The sequence below is a fragment of the Arthrobacter sp. AIWTK1 genome (assembly GCF_056680535.1).
On sequence record NZ_CM155287.1, the window covers coordinates 2,672,538 to 2,689,923 of the forward strand.

Below are 17,386 nucleotides of genomic sequence, written 5' to 3' on the forward strand. Positions count from 1 at the left end.
GGATGTCGGCCACCGGAGGTATTCCGGGGCACAGGCATCGGCGGGGATTCGGTCCACCCCGGACACCTTGGAGAATCGCAAAGAAAAACCGCCGGCTGCGAACGCAGACCCGGCGGCAGAACTTCTACGTTCGCTATCCATTCTAGGGCGGCGGCGGGTTCCCCGGTGCCCCGAAGAGCGTGAAGTCACTCACACACAGTGGCGGCTCCCCTTGCCATAGGATGTCCGAATGGGACTCATAGTTGCACTACTTGTCATTTGGCTCATTCTTTCGATCCTGGGGTTCGTCGTGAAGGGCCTGCTTTGGCTCGCCGTCATTGGCCTCATCCTGTTTGTCGCTACGGCGGCCTGGGGCTGGGTGAAGCGGAAGGCCAAGGCCTGATCCGAACCCCGGTCCCGACCGACCGGCGGGGGCTGGCACCACACGGTGCCGGCCCCTTTCTTTTGCACGAAGGGTGGCCGGCTGTTGCACGCAGGGTTGCCGGTGCCGTGGCGCGGTCCCGACGGCGGTGGTGGATGGGTTGACCGATACGCCGGGTTCTGTGTTCCCGCGCCGTTGCCGGTGCGGGAATAGCGGCCATCCATCTACGAACGCCGTTGCCGACGCCCTCCAGCGGCCTACCCGGACACTCGGGCGAGCAGCCCTCGAACGTGCCCTGTCTGGCCTTGCTCCGGGTGGGGTTTACCTAGCCTTCCCGGTCACCCGGGAAGCTGGTGGTCTCTTACACCACCGTTTCACCCTTACCTGTCCACGGCCCGTGCGGACACGGACCGCGGCAGGCGGTCTGTTCTCTGTGGCACTGGCCTGCGGGTTACCCCGAGTGGGCGTTACCCACCACCCTGCTCTGCGGAGCCCGGACGTTCCTCGAGCCACTTGCGTGACGCGCGGCCGCCTGGTCAACCCATCCGCCGTCCATTCTACGGGCAACCCCGGCCGCCCGGTTCCGCTGCGGGTGCCAGGTGCTTTTCGACCCTCCGGTGGGACAATTGAACAAGATCAACCCCGGCAAGAAGGAGGGGATCCTGATGGACCCCACCAACACGTTCATCGCCATCGCCGTAGCAGTGTTGCTGCTCATCGTGCTGAAGATGTCCATCCGGATCGTGCGGCAGTATGAGCAGGGCGTGCTCTTCCGGCTGGGCAGGGTCATTGGTATACGGCTCCCGGGCCTGCGGTTCATCATCCCGGTGGTCGACCGCCTTCCGCTGGTCAGCCTGCGGATCGTGACCATGCCGATCCAGTCGCAGGGAATCATCACCCAGGACAATGTGAGCGTTGATATTTCCGCGGTGGCCTACTACCGCGTGGTCGATGCCGTGAAATCCGTCGTGGCCATCGAGAACGTGGCGGCCGCCATTGACCAGATCGCACAGACCACCCTGCGGAAGGTGGTGGGCAGGCACAGCCTGGACCAGACGCTGTCCGAAACCGAGCGCATTAATAGCGATATCCGGGAAATTTTGGATGCCCTGACACTGGAGTGGGGTGTCGAGGTGACCTTGGTGGAACTGAAAGACATCCAGCTTCCTGAAAGCATGAAGCGCGCCATGGCCCGTCAGGCCGAGGCCGAGCGGGAGAAGAGGGCCAAGATCATCGCTGCGGAAGGCGAAGCCATTGCCGCAGCTGCGCTCGGTGACGCTTCGGACACCATGATGGCCCACCCGCTGGCCCTGCAGCTGCGGAATTTGCAGTCCCTGGTGGAAATCGCCGTCGACAAGAACTCCACGGTTGTTTTCCCTGCCCCGCTGATGAGCACCATCGGCGAACTATCAGCCTTCCTCGCCCGCGAGAACCAGGCGGCCACGGCTGCCGCCAAGCCGCCGGTCAAGGCGGCCTGACCTGCCGGCCGGTGTCCGGAGCCTGCGCGTCTATGATCGGCGTATGGACTTCCCGACGCTCGGACGCCGGCGGTTACTGGAACTCGGAGCCGGCGGCGTCACTGCCGCCGTGATGGCCGCCTGCGCGCCGGTCCCCGACGGCCGCGAAGCTTCAACCGCCGGGGTGCACAGCGGATCCTTCACGTCGAGGTTCCGCCCGGACACGGACACGAACTGGTCCCTGGCGGTTCCGGCCCGCGGCTCAGGCAGCGCCCACCGGTCCGTTCCCGCTGCCCTCTTCCTGCACGGGACGGGCGCCGGCCATCGGATGGTTTTCGACGACCTGCAGGCGGACAGGTTCCTGGCACAGCACGTGGCCCGCGGCGGCACCCCGTTCGCGATCGCGGCCGTGGATGGCGGCGAAAGCTGGTGGCACCGCCGCGCAGCCGGCACCGACACCCAGGCCATGGTGGTGGATGAATTTATCCCCCTCCTTGCCGGCCAGGGCATCGACACCGGCAGGCTCGCCGTCTTCGGCCTCTCCATGGGCGGCTTCGGCGCACTGCTCCTCGCCTCGCAGCACCGGATTCCCGGTCTCCGCGCCGTCGCAGCGATGAGCCCCGCAGTCTGGAGCATGTACGACGCCGGACGGGCTGACAACTTTGACAGCGCCGCGGACTTCGAGGCCAATGACATCTTCGCGCTGAGGCCGGAACTGGGCATGCTGCCGACGAGGATCGACTGCGGCACCTCGGACAACCTGCTTTACAGCGTCAAGGACTATGTGAGCGGGCTGCCGGGAGGACACGAGGGCGGGTTCCAGGACGGCGGCCACGACAGCGGCTACTGGCGCTCCATCCTTCCGGACGTCCTCTCATTCCTGGGCCGGAACCTGGCCTGACGCCGGCACGGCACCCTGCCAATCTGTTCGCCGGTAAGATCGTACGGTGCTGATTCTGCTCCCGCCGTCCGAAGGCAAAACGCCCGCTGTCCATGGAGACGCCGTCGACTGGACCGCCCTGAACTTTCCCGTGTTGAACACCTACCGTGCAAAGGTTCTGGAGGCGCTGGGCAGCGTCAGCGCCCACCGGGACGCCCTGGCTTTGCTGGGCGTGGGCGCTTCGCTGAGTGCCGACGTCGAACGCAACACCCGGCTCCACACGGAACCGGCGGCGCCGGCGCACCAGGTCTATTCCGGCGTCCTGTACGACGCCCTGGGTTATCAGTCGCTGACGGCGGCGCAGCGCCGCAAGGCCGATGAATCGGTACTGGTCATTTCGGCGCTCTGGGGCGCCATCCGCTTCGCCGACCGGGTGCCGGCCTACCGGCTGTCGATGGGAACGTCACTGCCCGACGTCGGCCGCCTCGCCTCGTTCTGGAAGCCTCAGATTTCGGCGGCCCTGGCTGCCGCAACCGAAGGGGAACTTCTGGTGGACTGCCGCTCCAGCACCTATTCCGCCGCCTGGGCTCCCCCGCCGGCGCAGACCGTCGCCGTCAACGTGTTCACCGAAACCAACGGCGTTCGCAAGGTGGTCAGCCACTTCGCCAAGCACACCCGCGGCGAGCTGGCCCGGCACCTGCTGACGCGCCGGGGTGCCGCTCCCCGGACGCCCGCCCAACTGCTCAAGGCGGCCCGCGAAAAGTGGGAAGCCGAACTGGTCGACGGCACACCCCGCAAGGCGCACGCCCTCAACATCATCCTGCCGGCTTAGGCCCACTCAGCCGAGCGGACCAGGATGCAGCCGGAGTCAGGGCAAAAGACGACGTCGTCCTCCGCCGCCGCCTTGATTTCGGCGAGGTCGCCGGGGCTGAGCTGCATGCCCGAGCCTTCGGACTTTCCATGGAAGAGCCGGGCTGCGCCGACTCCGCGCTTGGCCAGGGTCTTTTCGTAAATGGCCAGCAGGCCGGCATCAAGGCCGGCGGCGAACTCTGAACGCTTCGCACCCACCTCGGCAGCCTCCGCGGCAATCTCCGCCAGGGCGGCGTCCAGCTCTGCGCGGATGACGCCAAAAGACCCCTGGACGTCGTCCACGATCTTCTGCTGGGCCGCCTGGCGCTCACGGAGCCCTTCCAGCCGTTCCATGACCTCCAGCTCCACGTCCTCGAGGGTGGACAGTCGTTTGTTGAGCGAGGCAATGTCGCTTTGGAGGGCGACCAGGTCCTTGGAAAGGCCCGTGCCGCTGTTCAGCCGCGCTTCATCGCGCTTGATCCGGGAGGACACCTGCTCCACGTCCGCTTCGGCGCGCTTGAGCTCGGTTTCGGCGTCGTGAACGGCCACTTTCGCCGCTCCGAGTTCGCCGTTGGCTACGGACAGGGCCGCCTGAAGGTCGCTGATCCGGGGATCGCTTTCAATGGTCCGGCGGCGGTTGGACAGCGATTTGAGCCTGGCGTCGAGTCCCTGCAGTTCGAGCAATTTCAACTGTTCTGCCGGTGCTGCCTTGGCCACTATTACCTCCGCTTGTTCCTACCGGCCGCAGCCGGGCACCGGACCGGCGCAGTTTAGACTCTAGTCCCCGCCCGGAGTCAGAATGAAGTCCCACGGATCGCTGTTGGTGGTGCTGACCCGGATGTCGACGTTGTGGCCCTGATCGCTGAGGACGTTACCCAATGCCTCGGCAGCCGCCGGCAGCCACAGCCACTCGCTGGCGAAGTGCGAAACGTCGATGAGGTAGGGGCGGTCATTCACGGCATTCTCACGGGCCTCGGAGGCCGGGTGGTGGCGGAGGTCCGCCGTCACGAAAAGGTCGGCGTTGCTCGCCCGGACCTCGTTGAACAGGGAATCCCCCGCGCCGCCGCACACTGCGACGCGCCGGACCAGGCCGTCCTTGTCCCCGGCGACCCTGACGCCGCCGGCGACCGAAGGCAGGATGCCGAAGACGCGGGCGGCGAAGTCCCCCAGCGTCATGACGTCTTCAAGATCGCCCACCCGGCCGATCCCTTCCTCGGGCAGGCCGTTCGGGGCGGGCGTGAGGGGCACCACATCATGGAGGCCCAAGGCGTCCGCCAGGACATCGGAAACGCCCCCGACGGCGGAGTCACCGTTCGTGTGCACGGTGAGGAGCCCGGTCCCGGACTCGATCAGGCGGTGGACTGCCTTGCCCTTCGCAGTCGTGGCGGCGACGGAGGTGACTCCCTTGAGCAGCAGGGGATGGTGCGTGATCAGGAGGTCGGCACCCCACTCAATGGCTTCCTCGATGACTTCAAGGGTGGGATCCACCGCGAACATGATCCTGCCGGCCTCTGCCGACGGATGCCCCGCGACCAGGCCCACCTCGTCCCATTCCTCGGCAAGGGACTCCGGCCAGAGCTCTTCCACAGCCAGCAGGATCTCGCCGAGAGTGGGTACAGCGGATGATTCGGTGGCTTCGGCGGGCTCGGCACCGGCAGGATCAGCAGTATTGCGCGCGTCTTCTGCAACGTCGGTGTTCACAGGTTCCATACCCTCATTTTTACCCTATCCGCCGGCTTCGACTGCACGCGTAACAGTCTCGTAAGGTGGTGGGGGAATCATCAGCGCGCTTCAACCATTGAAGAGGACATGAGAACTTTTGTGCTTGGCGGAGGCTGCTTCTGGTGCCTTGACGCCGTCTACCAAAAAACCAAAGGTGTCACGTCGGTCATTTCGGGCTACACCGGCGGCCACGACCGCCATCCGGACTATTATTCGGTCTGCTCCGGCACCACGGGCCATGCCGAGGTGGTGGCGGTGAGCTTCGATGAGGACGTGATCCCGGCCGAAGTCATCCTGGACATGTTCTTCGCCCTCCACGATCCCACCACCCTCAACCGCCAGGGATACGACGTCGGCACCCAGTACCGCTCGTCCATGTTCTACGAGACCACGGAGGAAAAGATCCTCTTCGAAGAGGCGATCGAACGGAACCAGGAGCTGTGGGCGCACCCGATTGTGACCGAGGTCAGCCGGCTGCCCGTGTTCCATGTGGCCGAGGATTTCCACCAGGATTACTACGCCAAGCATCCGGAGCAGGGCTACTGCCAGGTGATCATCAACCCTAAGCTGGCGAAGGCACGGAAATATTACTCTGCATGGCTTAATGCTTAGCAGCGCTCCTGCCGCCCTCGTTAGGCTGACCTCAGTATTCGCTGTTCAGAGAACTCTTCAGAGATAGGCACAAATACATGGCACGGATCTACGACGACGTCACCCAGCTTGTCGGCGGCACCCCGCTGGTGAGGCTCAACCGGCTGACCGAGGGCCTCGACGCCCAGGTCGCGGTCAAGCTCGAGTTCTACAACCCGGCCAACAGCGTCAAGGACCGTATCGGCGTGGCCATTGTCGACGCAGCCGAAAAGTCCGGTGCCCTCAAGCCCGGCGGAACCATCGTCGAAGGCACTTCAGGCAACACGGGCATCGCCCTGGCCATGGTGGGTGCGGCCCGCGGCTACAAGGTCATCCTGACCATGCCCGAGACGATGTCAACGGAACGCCGTGTCATGCTCCGCGCTTTCGGAGCGGAGATCGTCCTGACCCCCGGTTCCGAGGGCATGCGCGGCGCCGTGGAAAAGGCCCAGGAAATCGTGGCCAACACGGAGAACTCCATCTGGGCCCAGCAGTTCGCCAATGAAGCCAACCCGGAGATCCACCGCACCACCACTGCCGAGGAAATCTGGTCCGACACTGACGGCAAGGTGGACATCTTCGTGGCCGGCATCGGCACCGGCGGCACCGTCACCGGCGTCGGCCAGGTCCTGAAGGAACGCAAGCCGGACGTCCAGATCGTCGCGATCGAACCGAAGGACTCCGCCATCCTCAACGGTGGTGCTCCCGGCCCGCACAAGATCCAGGGCATCGGCGCAAACTTCATTCCCGAAATCCTGGACACCAATGTCTACGACGAAGTCCTGGACGCCACTTTGGAGGACTCCGTCAGGGTCGCCCGCGATCTCGGTGTCAAGGAAGGCATCCTGGGCGGCATTTCCTCCGGTGCAATCGTCTGGGGAGCCCTCGAGCTCGCCAAGCGCCCGGAGAATGCCGGCAAGCTCATCGTCGCGGTTGTCTGCGACTTCGGTGAGCGTTACATCTCCACCGTGCTCTATGACGACATCCGGGGCTAAGTCTTAGCCCGACCTTCACCGCTTCCTGTAGAAAGGTCTTTGTGAGCTTTTTCGCAAGACTTAAAGAAGACCTCGACGCCGCCCGGTCGCACGACCCGGCGGCTCGAGGTTCTTTTGAGAACTTTTTTGCCTACTCCGGCCTCCACGCCATCTGGGCGCACCGCCTCACGCACAAGCTGTGGCAGAACCCCTCGCTCCGATTCCCGGCCCGCCTGATTTCGCAGCTGGCACGCTTCCTGACCGGGATCGAGATCCATCCGGGAGCCACGATCGGCAAGCGCTTTTTCATCGACCACGGCATGGGTGTGGTCATTGGCGAGACGGCGGAAATCGGCGAGGACGTTATGATCTACCACGGCGTGACGCTTGGCGGCCGCTCACTGGCAAAGGTCAAGCGGCATCCCACCATCGGGGACCGCGTGACAATCGGCGCGGGTGCCAAGATCCTGGGCCCCATCACCATCGGACGCGACAGTGCCGTGGGCGCCAACGCCGTGGTGGTCAAGGACGCGCCGCCGGAGTCCATCATCACCGGCGTTCCGGCAACGTGGCGCCACCGGGATGCCCAGCGCGAGACCAAGCCCGCCGTGGATCCGGCCGAGTACTACATCGAATACCGGATCTAGGCGGCAAACCGCTTATAGATTGTCCAGAGCACCACGTCGAACACGGTGTCCGGCAGGATCCTTCGCAGGGCCAGGATGGCGCGTGCGCCCTTGCCCACCGGATACCGTGTTTTTGGCCGGGCGGCGGTCGCGGCGTGGACAATGGCATCGGCAATGACTTCCGGATGCGTTGACATGCCCGAACCTTCAGTGGAGGCCAGCGCGGCAGCGATGACTTTCGCCTGGTCCCCGTAGGGACCGTGCCCGGACGTTTGCAGCAGGCTCTCCCCCGAGATGCCGCCCCACTCCGTCTGTGTTCCCGCCGGTTCGATAATTGACACCTTGATGCCGTGGGGCTTGAGTTCCAGGCGCAGGGAGTCGCTCAATCCCTCGACGGCGAACTTCGTGGCGTGGTACCAGGCGCCCAAAGGCTCGTACATTTTGCCGCCGATGGAGGAAACGTTGATGATCCTCCCCTGCGCCGCGGCCCGCATGGCGGGCAGCACCAGCTGGGTCATGCGCGCCAGGCCAAAGACATTTACGTCGAACTGGCGCCGGCCCTCTGCCAGTTCCACTTCTTCCAGCGATCCGTAGGAGCCGTAGCCGGCGTTGTTCACGAGGACGTCGATCCTGCCGTGCGCCTCCAGGATTCCGCCCACCGCAGCTGCCATGGACGCTTCATCCGTGACGTCCAGTTCCAGCACCTGCACCCCGAATGCTTTCAGCGGCTCCATTTTCCCGACCCGCCGGGCACCCGCATACACAGTGAACCCGTGCTCACTGAGCTTCCTGGCGGCTTCGAACCCGATGCCGGTGGACGCACCGGTGACAAAGGCGACTGGCTGGGACATGTGCTGCGCTCCTTAAGGACAACGGCCGGCCAAACGACGACGGCCGGCGCCTCCCAGACTATCCGGGAAGCGCCGGCCGTTGATGTCACCGTTGGTGTGGGAACCGGTGTGGCGTCGAAGCTAGTGGGTGTCCACTGCCTCGATTTCGGACTTGTCCTCGCCCCACAGGGTGTGGAAGGTGCCTTCGGCGTCGACACGGCCGTAGGTGTGCGCGCCGAAGAGGTCACGCTGGCCCTGGATCACGGCCGCCGGCAGGCGCTTGCGGCGCAGGCCGTCGTAGTAGGCCAGTGAAGATGAGAACACCGGTACCGGGATACCCAGCTGCACTGCGGTTGCAACAACCCGGCGCCAAGCCGGCAGGACGTCGGCGATCGCCTTGGTGAAAGCCGGTGCGAACAGCAGGTTGGCCGGCTTTTCGTCCGCGGCGTAGGCCTTGGTGATTTCCTTCAGCAGTTCCGCACGGATGATGCAGCCGCCGCGCCAGAGCGAGGCGATCTCGTCCAGCTTCAGGTCCCAGCCGTATTCCTTTGCGGCCGAGGTCAGCATGTCCAGGCCCTGGGCATAGGACACCAGCTTGGAGGCGTACAGCGCCTGGCGGACGTCCTCAACGAACGTTTCCGGGACGTCGACGGCGATTTCCTCGCCGGCGAGCAGTTCCTGGGCCAGCTTGCGCTGTTCGGCCTGGGACGACAGTGCCCGCGCGAAGACGGATTCGGCAATGCCCGACGTCGGGGATCCCAGCTCGAGAGCTGAGATGACCGTCCAGCGGCCGGTACCCTTCTGGCCTGCGGCGTCCACCACGACGTCGACGAACGGCTTGCCCGTGCGGGTGTCCACGTGGCCGAGGACCTCGGCGGAGATTTCGATCAGGAAGGAGGCGAGTTCGCCCTTGTTCCACTCGGCGAAGATCTTGGACTGCTCGGCCGGCTCGATGCCTGCGCCCGAGCGGAGGAGGTCGAAGGCTTCGCCGATGACCTGCATGTCGGCGTATTCGATGCCGTTGTGGACCATCTTCACGAAGTGGCCGGCGCCGTCGGTGCCGATCCAGGCGCAGCAGGGCTTGCCGTCCACGTGGGCCGCGATCTTTTCCAGCAGCGGTCCGAGCGCGTCGTAGGACTCCTTGGAGCCGCCGGGCATGATGGACGGGCCGTTCAGGGCGCCTTCCTCACCGCCGGACACGCCGATGCCCACGAAGTGCAGGTCCTTCTTCGCCAGGGCGGATTCGCGCCGGCGGGTGTCCTCGTAGTGCGAGTTGCCGGCGTCGATGATGATGTCGCCTGCCTCCAGCAGGGGCTCAAGCTGCTCGATCACGGAGTCGACCGGCTTGCCGGCCTTGACCATGATGAGCACGCGGCGGGGCTTTTCCAGGGAATCCACAAGCTCCTGGAGGGTTTCGGTACGCACGAAGTCGCCGTCGTGCCCGTGCTTTTCCAGCAGCGCGTCAGTCTTCTCAACAGACCTGTTGTGCAGGGCAACGGTGAAGCCGTTCCGGGCCAGGTTGCGGGCGAGGTTGGCCCCCATCACCGCAAGGCCGGTGACACCGATGTGTGCTGACATCAAAACTCCAATTCATTTCTGTGCAACGTGTGCATTCTGTTCCGCACTTCCTGCGGAACACGCTTTAAGAACCAGTGGCTGTCAATAAACCATATGTATTTCCGCGGACAACGGGAAAGTTGCGCCCACGTTTTGGAAGGTGGCGCGTCACAAAACAGTCTATGATGCCGCCGGCGTTCAACCGGGCGGGGTGGGACGGTTCATGCTCGTCACCGATGGGACGGCGCATGCGCAGGACGGCAGCGCCGGCCCGATTATGCTTACGACTATGTCAACCAGCCTTCATCACCGCGCCATCGAACACCTGGGCACCCGCATCGTGAGCGGCGCGCTGCCTACGGGCCACGTGATGCTGGCTGAGCAGCTCGAGGACGAACTGAAGGTCTCGCGCTCCGTGGTGCGCGAAGCGGTGCGTGTGCTGCAGTCCCTCGGCCTGGTGGAAACCATCAAGCGCGTGGGAATCCGGGTGCTGCCGGCGAGCCGCTGGAACCCCTTCGATCCCCTGGTGATCCGTTGGCGCCTGGCCGGCGAGGGCCGCGGCGCCCAGCTCAGGTCCCTCGCGGAGCTGCGCTCCGCCGTCGAACCCGTCGCCGCCGAACTGGCCGCCAGAAACGCCCCGGAGGAGATCCGCAGGGAACTGCTGGATGTGTCGCTGGCAATGCGCGACGCCGGCCAGGCCGGCAACGTTGCGGAATTCCTGCAACTGGACATCCAGTTCCATTCGCTCCTCCTCACCGGTTCCGGCAACGAGATGTTTGCCAACCTCGTAGGGCAGGTGGCCGAAACCCTGACCGGCCGGACAGTCCACGGCCTCATGCCGGACCATCCGCGTGAGACGGCACTGCAGTGGCATGTGGATGTTGCTGAGGCCATCGCCGCAGGGGATGCTGCCGCGGCCCGCGAGGCTTCCAGCCGGATCATGCGAGAGACGATCTCCGAGATGGAAGCCGGCTGGCGGGACCAGCCCCGCGTTTTCATTCCGCGGCAGCAGGGCTGAAGTCCAACAGCACTTTCCCTGATTCTGCCGAGTTCCTGGCCACCTCGAAGGCCTCGAGCCCGCGGTGGAGCGGGAAGGCGTGGGTGACCACGGGATCCACAAACAAGGTGCCGTCCGCCAGCGCCGCAATGACCTCGTCGATTTCTCCGTTGAAGCGGAACGAGCCCAGGAGTTCCAGCTCGCGGGTGATGGCCAGCGAGATCAGGACGGGCTGGGGGCCGGTGGGCAGCAGGCCCACCATCACCACCTTGCCGCCGCGGACGGCGCCCCTGATGGCGGAGGCAAGGCCGTGATGGCTCCCGGATGACTCAATGACCACGTCCGCCTCCACCGCGGCGATGGCGTCGGCTTCGTCCCCCTTGAGGACGTCGTCGGCGCCGACGGCCCGGGCAATCTCCAGGGGTTTGGGGTGCATGTCGACGGCGACGATCCGCCGGGCGCCGGCCCGTTTGAGGACCGCGACGGCAAGCGCGCCGATGGGGCCGCTGCCGATCACCAGGGCTGTCTTTCCGCTGACGTCCCCCGCGCGGGCCACGGCATGCCACGCCACGCTGGCCGGTTCCGCAAGCGCGGCGGTCCGCAGGCTGAGGCCCGCCGGCAGCGGACGGAGCATCCGGGCGGGCAGGGTGGCGTACCGGCTGAACGCGCCGTCGGTGTGCGGGTAGCGGGCGGCGCTGCCCAGGTAGGTGCATCCCGGGGACAGGTTGGGCCGGTCTGCGGGATAGCGTGCGGCACCAGGAGCGGGTGTGGCGGGATGGACTGCGACCGGGGTTCCCGCCGCAGGTCCGGTGCCGTCCGCGGCCGCGTGCAGGACCGTTCCCACAATTTCGTGCCCCAGCACCATGGGCGCGCGGAGGATTGATTCACCTGCGGCACCGTGGAGCCAGTAGTGGAGGTCCGAGCCGCAGATGCCTCCGAAGGCCACCTCCACCACTGATTCATCAGAAGCGGGCGTCGGGACAGGCACGTCTTCGACCCGCAGGTCGCCGGCCGCGTGGGCCACAACCGCAGCCGACGTGGCGGGGAGCTGGAAACCGGGCATCAGACCACCACCGTCATTCCGCCGTCGATGAAGATGGTCTGGCCGTTGACGAAGTTGGAACCGTCCGACGCCAGCCAGACCGCCGGGCCGGCCAGGTCCTGCACCGTTCCCCAGCGGTGGGCCGGCGTGCGGCCCAGGATCCAGGCGTTGAACTGCTCATCGTCCACCAGGTTCTGGGTCATTTCAGTGTGGATGTAACCCGGTGCGATGCCGTTGATCTGCAAGCCTGAGGCCGCCCATTCCGCCGTCATGGCGCGTGTGAGGTTCCGCAGCCCGCCCTTCGCGGCGATGTACGGGGCGATGGTGGGCCGGGCCAGGTCGGTCTGCACCGAGCAGATGTTGATGATCTTGCCGTGCCCGCGCGGGATCATGTGCCGGGCCGCTTCGCGTCCCACCAGGAAGGCGCTGGTCAGGTCCGTGGAGATGACGCGTTCCCAGTCGCTGACTTCGAGGTCCAGCATGGCAACGCGGTGCTGGATGCCCGCGTTGTTCACCAGGATCTCGAGCGGCCCCACGTTGTCTTCCACCCAGGCGACGCCGCGCGCGGCCTCGATGTCCTTGGTGACGTCGAACGCGCAGCTGTGCACCCGGCCCGGCGGGTAGTCGGCGGCCATGGCCGCTTCGGCCGCCTTCAGCCGTTCCGGGTTGATGCCGTTCAGCACCACCGTGGCGCCGGCATCGGCAAGGGCCCGGGCCAGCGCGTTGCCGATCCCCCGGCTCGAACCGGTGACCAGGGCAACACGCCCCGTCAGGTCAAAAAGTGCACTCATCGTTTTGCTTTCCCTCAAGTGGTCTTGGCTATTGGTTATGGCTGCTGGTGGCGACTGCACCGGCGCTGAGATTCGCGATGGCCTGCCGAACGGCGGCGAGGTCCAGGTCCCCGAGTCCCTGGCGCTTCAGTTCGGCGTACAGTTCGACGGCGGCAGTTGCCATCGGTACGGCGGACTCCACGGCTGCGGCACTTTCCAGCACGAAGGAAAGGTCCTTGTGCATGAATTTTGCCGGTCCGGTGGGTTCGTAGTCCTTGGCGGCGAGGCGGGGCCCGACTACGTCGAGGACCCTGCTGCCGGCCAGGCCGCCGGAGAGCACTTCATACAACGCCGCAACATCCATGCCCGAGCGTTCGGCGAGCTCGGCGGCTTCGGCGAGCGCCGCCGTCGTGGTTCCCACGATGAGCTGGTTGCAGGCCTTCGCCAGCGATCCGGAACCCAGAGGCCCCAGCCGCCGGACGGTGCGGCCCATGGCGCTAAACAGGGGAAGTAGCCGTTGGAAGTCCTGTTCCTCCGCGCCCGCCATGATGGCGAGGGTTCCCTCCTCGGCACCTTTGGTGCCGCCGCTGACGGGTGCATCCACCACGGCGGCGTTGCCCCGGCTCGCGGCGGTTACCTTCTCCCCGAAGTCGCGCACGGCCGCCGGTGACACGCTGCTCATAACCACGACGGCGGTACCCGGCGCGGGCGGCTCTTCGGTCCAGCCGGCAAGAAGCCCTGCCGCTGCGTCGTCGATGTAGGAGAGGTCCGGGAGCATAAAAATGATGACCGGTTCGTCACGCAGCGAGGCGACATCCGCGGCGCGGATACCTCCGCGGGCGGCGAACTCGTCCAGGGCCGCCGCTGAGCGGTTCCAGCCGGTGACGTTCCAGCCGGCCTTCAACAGGTTGGCTGCCATGTGGCCGCCCATCAGGCCCAGCCCGACGAAACCGGCTCTCTTCGTACTCAACTTTTCCATCAAGTCATGGTCTGTCTGCACATCCATCGGCAGCGGCACCTCACATCGTCGTGGTTGATCGTCGTGGTTAACGGGAAGAAATCTGTTCAATATCCTAGCCTCCATTCAGTATGATGAACACCATGACGACTAAAACCACCGTCGCAATCGCCGTCCCGCTCGAAGCTGAGCTGGTGGAGCGCATCCGCGCCGTAGATCCTTCCGTGACCGTCCTCTATGAGCCCGACCTCCTCCCGCCTGAGCGCTTCCCCGCAGACCACGCCGGGGACCCGGACTTCAAGCGCACCCCGGAACAGGAGGAACGGTACTGGGACATGCTGAACAAGGCCGATGTCCTGTACGGCTTCCCCAACGAGAGCCCGACGGGGCTGGCCCGCATTGCCGGAAGCAATCCCCGGCTCCAGTGGATCCATGCAATGGCCGCAGGTGCCGGCGGAGCAGTGAAGGCATCAGGGCTGGACCAGGAAACCTTGCAGAAGTTCAAAGTCACCACCTCGGCCGGCGTGCACGCCCTGCCGCTGGCGGAGTTCGCGGCACTGGGCATTCTCAACGGCTTCAAGCGCAGCGCCGAGCTTGCCGCGGACCAGGCAGCCAAGGTCTGGCCCGAGCTGCGCACGCCGACGCGCCTGGTGAACGGTTCCACCCTGGTAGTGACCGGCCTCGGCGAGATCGGGCTGGAGACAGCCCGCATCGCCCGGGCACTGGGCATGAAGGTCAGCGGAACCAAGCGGAACGTGGAGCCGCTCGAGGGCATCGAAGAGGTTACGGACAACGACGGGCTGGCCGGCCTGCTCAAGGCGGCTGACGCCGTCGTCAACACCCTGCCCGGGACGCCGTACACGGAAAAGCTGTTCAACCGTGGGGTGTTCGCCGCCATGAAGCCGGGAACGGTTTTCGTCAACGTGGGCCGCGGAACCGTGGTGGACGAAGATGCGCTCCTGGAAGCGCTCGACAACGGCCAGGTGGGGTACGCCTGCCTCGACGTGTTCGCCGTTGAGCCCCTGCCGCAGGACAGCCAGCTCTGGAACCATCCGAGGGTCATGGTGTCCCCGCACACCTCGGCGCTGAGCTCAGCGGAGAACCGGCTGATCGCCGAACGCTTCAGCAGCAACCTGCGCACGTTCCTCGACGGAGGGGAACTCCCCCACCTCGTGGACACCGTGCACTTCTACTAAGCCACCGCATGGAACGTGGTGCCGGCACCAGCGGCACGCGGGAACTGAGGGGCGGTTCCTCCGGCAACGGAGGGCCGCCCTTGTTGTGCTGCCCTAACATTGTGGACTGCGGCTGTCAGGGACCCCGTCTCGCCAGCGCAGGATTGAGGCGGACCCGGACAGCTGCGCCGGCGCAGAGGATGACGGTCACGCCGCCGATGATGGTGGTCCAGGTCAGGTCCTCGCCCAGCAGGAGGGCGGCCCAGCAGATGCTCAGCACCGGCTGGACGAGCTGGATCTGGCTAACCTGGGCCATGGGCCCGATGGCAAGGCCGTGGTACCAGGCGAAGAAGCCCAGGAACATGCTCACCACGCCGAGGTAGGCGAACGCCGCCCACTGGACCGCGGTGGCCGACGGCGACTGCTGGGCCACGGACAGCATCGTCAGGAACACCATCAGCGGCGACGCCAGCACCAGCGCCCAGGAGACGGTCTGCCACGGACCGAGTTCGCGGGCCAGCAGGCCGCCTTCCGCATAGCCGATGGCAGCGGACACCACGGCACCGAGGAGCAGCACGTCCGCCCAGTGCAGCATCCCGAAGCCTCCCGACTGCATGGACGCGAAGGCGATGGCCGCCAGCGCACCCGCGCCGGTGATCAGCCAGAACACCGGCCGCGGACGCTCACGCCCGCGGAGGACTGCCGCCGTCGCGGTCGCTGCAGGGAGGAGTGCAATCACCACCGCGCCGTGGCTCGCCGGGGTGGTGGCGAGCGCGAAGGACGTCAGCAGCGGGAACCCGGCGACGACGCCGCCGGCCACCACCGCGAGGCGTCCCCACTGAGCGCCTTGAGGAAGCCGCTGACGGGTGAGCGCGAGGGCGAGGATGGCGAGTGCGGCCGCCACCACCGCACGGCCGGACCCGATGAACAACGGCGACATGCCTGCGACGGTTGCCTTGGTGAACGGCACGGTGAAGGAGAAGGCCGCTACTCCGAGGAGTCCCCACCAGAGTCCGGTGGGACGGGAGGACGATACCACTGGCCGGTTTGATTTAGTAGCGCTACTGTTGTCTTTCATGACCAACGATAGCAGTTCCCGGATTGCCGCGCGCCTGCGGGACGTGATCAGCCTAGCCGCCCCGGGCTCGAAGCTGCCGTCCACACGATCCTTGGTGACGGAGTTCCAAGCCAGCCCCGTCACGGTACAGAAAGCCCTGCAGACCCTCACGGCGCAGGGCCTGATCGAGAGCCGGCCCGGCGTCGGCACCTTCGTACGGGCCGTCCGGAGCGCCCGCCCGTCGGACTACGGCTGGCAGACGGCGGCCCTGCGGTCACCGCTGGCGCCGCTTCCCGCGCCCTCCACCACCATGCGCGACGTGCCCAACAACACCATCGCCTTCCACTCCGGCTACCCGGACCGGGAGCTCCTGCCCGAGCGGCTGGTGCGTGCAGCCCTCACCCGCGCAGCCCGGGGACACGCCGCGCTGTCGCGTCCCCCCGCAGCGGGACTGCCGGAACTGCAATCGTGGTTTGCCCATGAGCTTGGCGCCACGACACCGGCCGGAACCACACCGCCGAACCCGAGCGACGTCGTCGTTCTTCCGGGCAGCCAGAGCGGACTCAGCTCCATCTTCAGGGCACTCGCCGGCCGCGGCCAGCCGCTGCTGATGGAATCCCCTACGTACTGGGGCGCGATCCTGGCGGCGGCACAAGCCGGAGTCCGCGTTGTTCCGATACCCAGCGGTCCGGACGGCCCGGACCCGGCGGAACTGGCCCGGGCGTTCGACGAAAGCGGTGCGCGCCTCTTTTATGCACAACCCAATTACGCGAACCCCACCGGTGCTCAGTGGGCCCCGGGCCGGGGTGAAGAGGTCCTTGAGGTGGTGCGCGGAAAGGGTGCGTTCCTGGTCGAGGATGACTGGGCGCACGACTTCGGCATCACTTCCAGTCCGGTACCCGTTGCATCCCGCGACGACACCGGCCACGTGGTGTATCTCCGCTCATTGACCAAGAGCGTGTCCCCTGCCATCCGCATCGCCGCCGTCATCGCGCGCGGCCCGGCACGCGAGCGAATCCTGGCGGACCGGGCGGCAGAGTCGATGTATGTGAGCGGGCTGCTCCAGGCCGCAGCGCTCGACGTCGTGACGCAGCCCGGCTGGCAGACGCACTTGCGCGGCCTGCGCCACCAGCTCCAGTCCCGGCGCGACCTGCTGGTCACCAGCATCCGCGAGCACGCCCCGCAGGCGCACATCGAGCAGGTTCCCAAGGGTGGACTGAACCTGTGGGCGCGCCTCCCGGACGGCACAGACCTCGAGCGGCTGGCCCGCGACTGCGCGGACGCCGGAGTGATCATTGCCGGCGGGCGGGAGTGGTTCCCGGCCGAACCTGCCGGCGCATTCATCCGCCTGAACTACTCCGGGCCAAACCCGGGAGCCTTCGCGCAGGGTGCGCGGATCATCGGCCAGGCACTGGACGCCAGCTAGTCCCGGCTACAGCCCGTCGACAGCAAAGGCCGTGGCCCCCTCCTTGCGGAGGGAGCCACGGCCTTTGGCGCGGAG

18 protein-coding genes and 1 other RNA gene are annotated in these 17,386 nt (G+C 66.3%); 10 read left to right on the forward strand and 9 right to left on the reverse strand.

Annotation, left to right across the window (positions count from 1 at the left end; genetic code table 11):
• The first annotated feature begins 229 nt into the window (after positions 1-229).
• Positions 230-382, forward strand: coding sequence for a hypothetical protein (locus AC1MDG_RS12285; protein ID WP_043482141.1), 153 nt, complete (start codon positions 230-232; stop codon positions 380-382).
• 131 nt (positions 383-513) lie between these two features.
• Here the strand turns inward: AC1MDG_RS12285 and rnpB are convergent.
• An RNA gene (gene rnpB, locus AC1MDG_RS12290) (RNase P RNA component class A) lies at positions 514-905 on the reverse strand.
• A gap of 121 nt (positions 906-1,026) precedes the next feature.
• Between rnpB and AC1MDG_RS12295 the strand changes: the two genes are divergently transcribed.
• Genes AC1MDG_RS12295 through AC1MDG_RS12305 form a run of 3 tightly spaced genes read left to right on the forward strand, consistent with a single transcriptional unit; the run spans position 1,027 to position 3,530 of the window.
• Positions 1,027-1,839 carry a slipin family protein gene (locus tag AC1MDG_RS12295; RefSeq protein ID WP_479809091.1) on the forward strand — a complete coding sequence of 271 codons (813 nt, stop codon included), beginning with the start codon at positions 1,027-1,029 and terminating at the stop codon, positions 1,837-1,839.
• 43 nt (positions 1,840-1,882) lie between these two features.
• Positions 1,883-2,719, forward strand: a complete 837-nt coding sequence (locus AC1MDG_RS12300; RefSeq protein WP_479804116.1) for an alpha/beta hydrolase — start codon at positions 1,883-1,885, stop codon at positions 2,717-2,719.
• A gap of 46 nt (positions 2,720-2,765) precedes the next feature.
• Complete coding sequence (locus tag AC1MDG_RS12305) at positions 2,766-3,530, forward strand: YaaA family protein (RefSeq protein ID WP_479804119.1); 765 nt, start codon at positions 2,766-2,768, stop codon at positions 3,528-3,530.
• Here the strand turns inward: AC1MDG_RS12305 and AC1MDG_RS12310 are convergent.
• Both AC1MDG_RS12310 and AC1MDG_RS12315 read right to left on the reverse strand, forming a co-directional pair.
• A complete protein-coding gene (locus AC1MDG_RS12310) occupies positions 3,527-4,264 on the reverse strand; it encodes a zinc ribbon domain-containing protein (RefSeq protein WP_479804121.1) in 738 nt (245 codons plus the stop codon). The two genes, AC1MDG_RS12305 and AC1MDG_RS12310, sit on opposite strands and share 4 nt — an antisense overlap.
• 60 nt (positions 4,265-4,324) lie before the next feature.
• Positions 4,325-5,257, reverse strand: coding sequence for a Nif3-like dinuclear metal center hexameric protein (locus AC1MDG_RS12315; protein WP_479804123.1), 933 nt, complete (start codon positions 5,255-5,257; stop codon positions 4,325-4,327).
• Between the two features lie 99 nt (positions 5,258-5,356).
• Between AC1MDG_RS12315 and msrA the strand changes: the two genes are divergently transcribed.
• The 3 genes from msrA (at position 5,357) to epsC (ending at position 7,520) form a co-directional block, all read left to right on the forward strand.
• A complete protein-coding gene (gene msrA, locus AC1MDG_RS12320) occupies positions 5,357-5,881 on the forward strand; it encodes a peptide-methionine (S)-S-oxide reductase MsrA (RefSeq protein ID WP_043482150.1) in 525 nt (174 codons plus the stop codon).
• 77 nt (positions 5,882-5,958) lie between these two features.
• Complete coding sequence (gene cysK / locus AC1MDG_RS12325; RefSeq protein ID WP_011692288.1) at positions 5,959-6,894, forward strand: cysteine synthase A; 936 nt, start codon at positions 5,959-5,961, stop codon at positions 6,892-6,894.
• A gap of 41 nt (positions 6,895-6,935) precedes the next feature.
• A complete protein-coding gene (gene epsC / locus AC1MDG_RS12330) occupies positions 6,936-7,520 on the forward strand; it encodes a serine O-acetyltransferase EpsC (RefSeq protein WP_011692289.1) in 585 nt (194 codons plus the stop codon).
• Here the strand turns inward: epsC and AC1MDG_RS12335 are convergent.
• Together AC1MDG_RS12335 and gndA are read right to left on the reverse strand one after the other, a co-directional pair.
• Entirely contained in the window at positions 7,517-8,350 is an 834-nt protein-coding gene (locus tag AC1MDG_RS12335) for an oxidoreductase (protein ID WP_479804125.1), read from the reverse strand. The genes epsC and AC1MDG_RS12335 overlap by 4 nt on opposite strands.
• Positions 8,351-8,470: 120 nt before the next feature.
• Positions 8,471-9,907, reverse strand: coding sequence for an NADP-dependent phosphogluconate dehydrogenase (gndA, locus tag AC1MDG_RS12340; protein ID WP_479804127.1), 1,437 nt, complete (start codon positions 9,905-9,907; stop codon positions 8,471-8,473).
• A 268-nt stretch (positions 9,908-10,175) separates the two neighbouring features.
• On the opposite strand from gndA, the gene AC1MDG_RS12345 reads away from it, so the two are divergent.
• Entirely contained in the window at positions 10,176-10,904 is a 729-nt protein-coding gene (locus tag AC1MDG_RS12345; protein WP_043482158.1) for a FadR/GntR family transcriptional regulator, read from the forward strand.
• On the opposite strand, the gene AC1MDG_RS12350 is transcribed toward AC1MDG_RS12345, so the two are convergent.
• Genes AC1MDG_RS12350 through AC1MDG_RS12360 form a run of 3 tightly spaced genes read right to left on the reverse strand, consistent with a single transcriptional unit; the run spans position 10,882 to position 13,674 of the window.
• Positions 10,882-11,946: an L-idonate 5-dehydrogenase gene (locus tag AC1MDG_RS12350; RefSeq protein ID WP_479804129.1), complete on the reverse strand. Its 1,065-nt coding sequence runs from the start codon at positions 11,944-11,946 to the stop codon at positions 10,882-10,884. The genes AC1MDG_RS12345 and AC1MDG_RS12350 overlap by 23 nt on opposite strands.
• Entirely contained in the window at positions 11,946-12,716 is a 771-nt protein-coding gene (locus tag AC1MDG_RS12355) for an SDR family oxidoreductase (protein ID WP_479804131.1), read from the reverse strand. Before AC1MDG_RS12355 ends, AC1MDG_RS12350 begins: the two co-directional genes overlap by 1 nt.
• Positions 12,717-12,744: 28 nt before the next feature.
• Positions 12,745-13,674: an NAD(P)-dependent oxidoreductase gene (locus tag AC1MDG_RS12360; protein WP_479804133.1), complete on the reverse strand. Its 930-nt coding sequence runs from the start codon at positions 13,672-13,674 to the stop codon at positions 12,745-12,747.
• A gap of 110 nt (positions 13,675-13,784) precedes the next feature.
• On the opposite strand from AC1MDG_RS12360, the gene AC1MDG_RS12365 reads away from it, so the two are divergent.
• Positions 13,785-14,849, forward strand: a complete 1,065-nt coding sequence (locus tag AC1MDG_RS12365; protein WP_479804134.1) for a D-2-hydroxyacid dehydrogenase — start codon at positions 13,785-13,787, stop codon at positions 14,847-14,849.
• A gap of 115 nt (positions 14,850-14,964) precedes the next feature.
• Here the strand turns inward: AC1MDG_RS12365 and AC1MDG_RS12370 are convergent, their stop codons facing one another.
• Positions 14,965-15,906: a DMT family transporter gene (locus AC1MDG_RS12370; RefSeq protein WP_479804136.1), complete on the reverse strand. Its 942-nt coding sequence runs from the start codon at positions 15,904-15,906 to the stop codon at positions 14,965-14,967.
• On the opposite strand from AC1MDG_RS12370, the gene AC1MDG_RS12375 reads away from it, so the two are divergent.
• Positions 15,905-17,311, forward strand: coding sequence for an aminotransferase-like domain-containing protein (locus AC1MDG_RS12375; protein ID WP_479804138.1), 1,407 nt, complete (start codon positions 15,905-15,907; stop codon positions 17,309-17,311). The two genes, AC1MDG_RS12370 and AC1MDG_RS12375, sit on opposite strands and share 2 nt — an antisense overlap.
• Positions 17,312-17,386 lie beyond the last annotated feature (75 nt).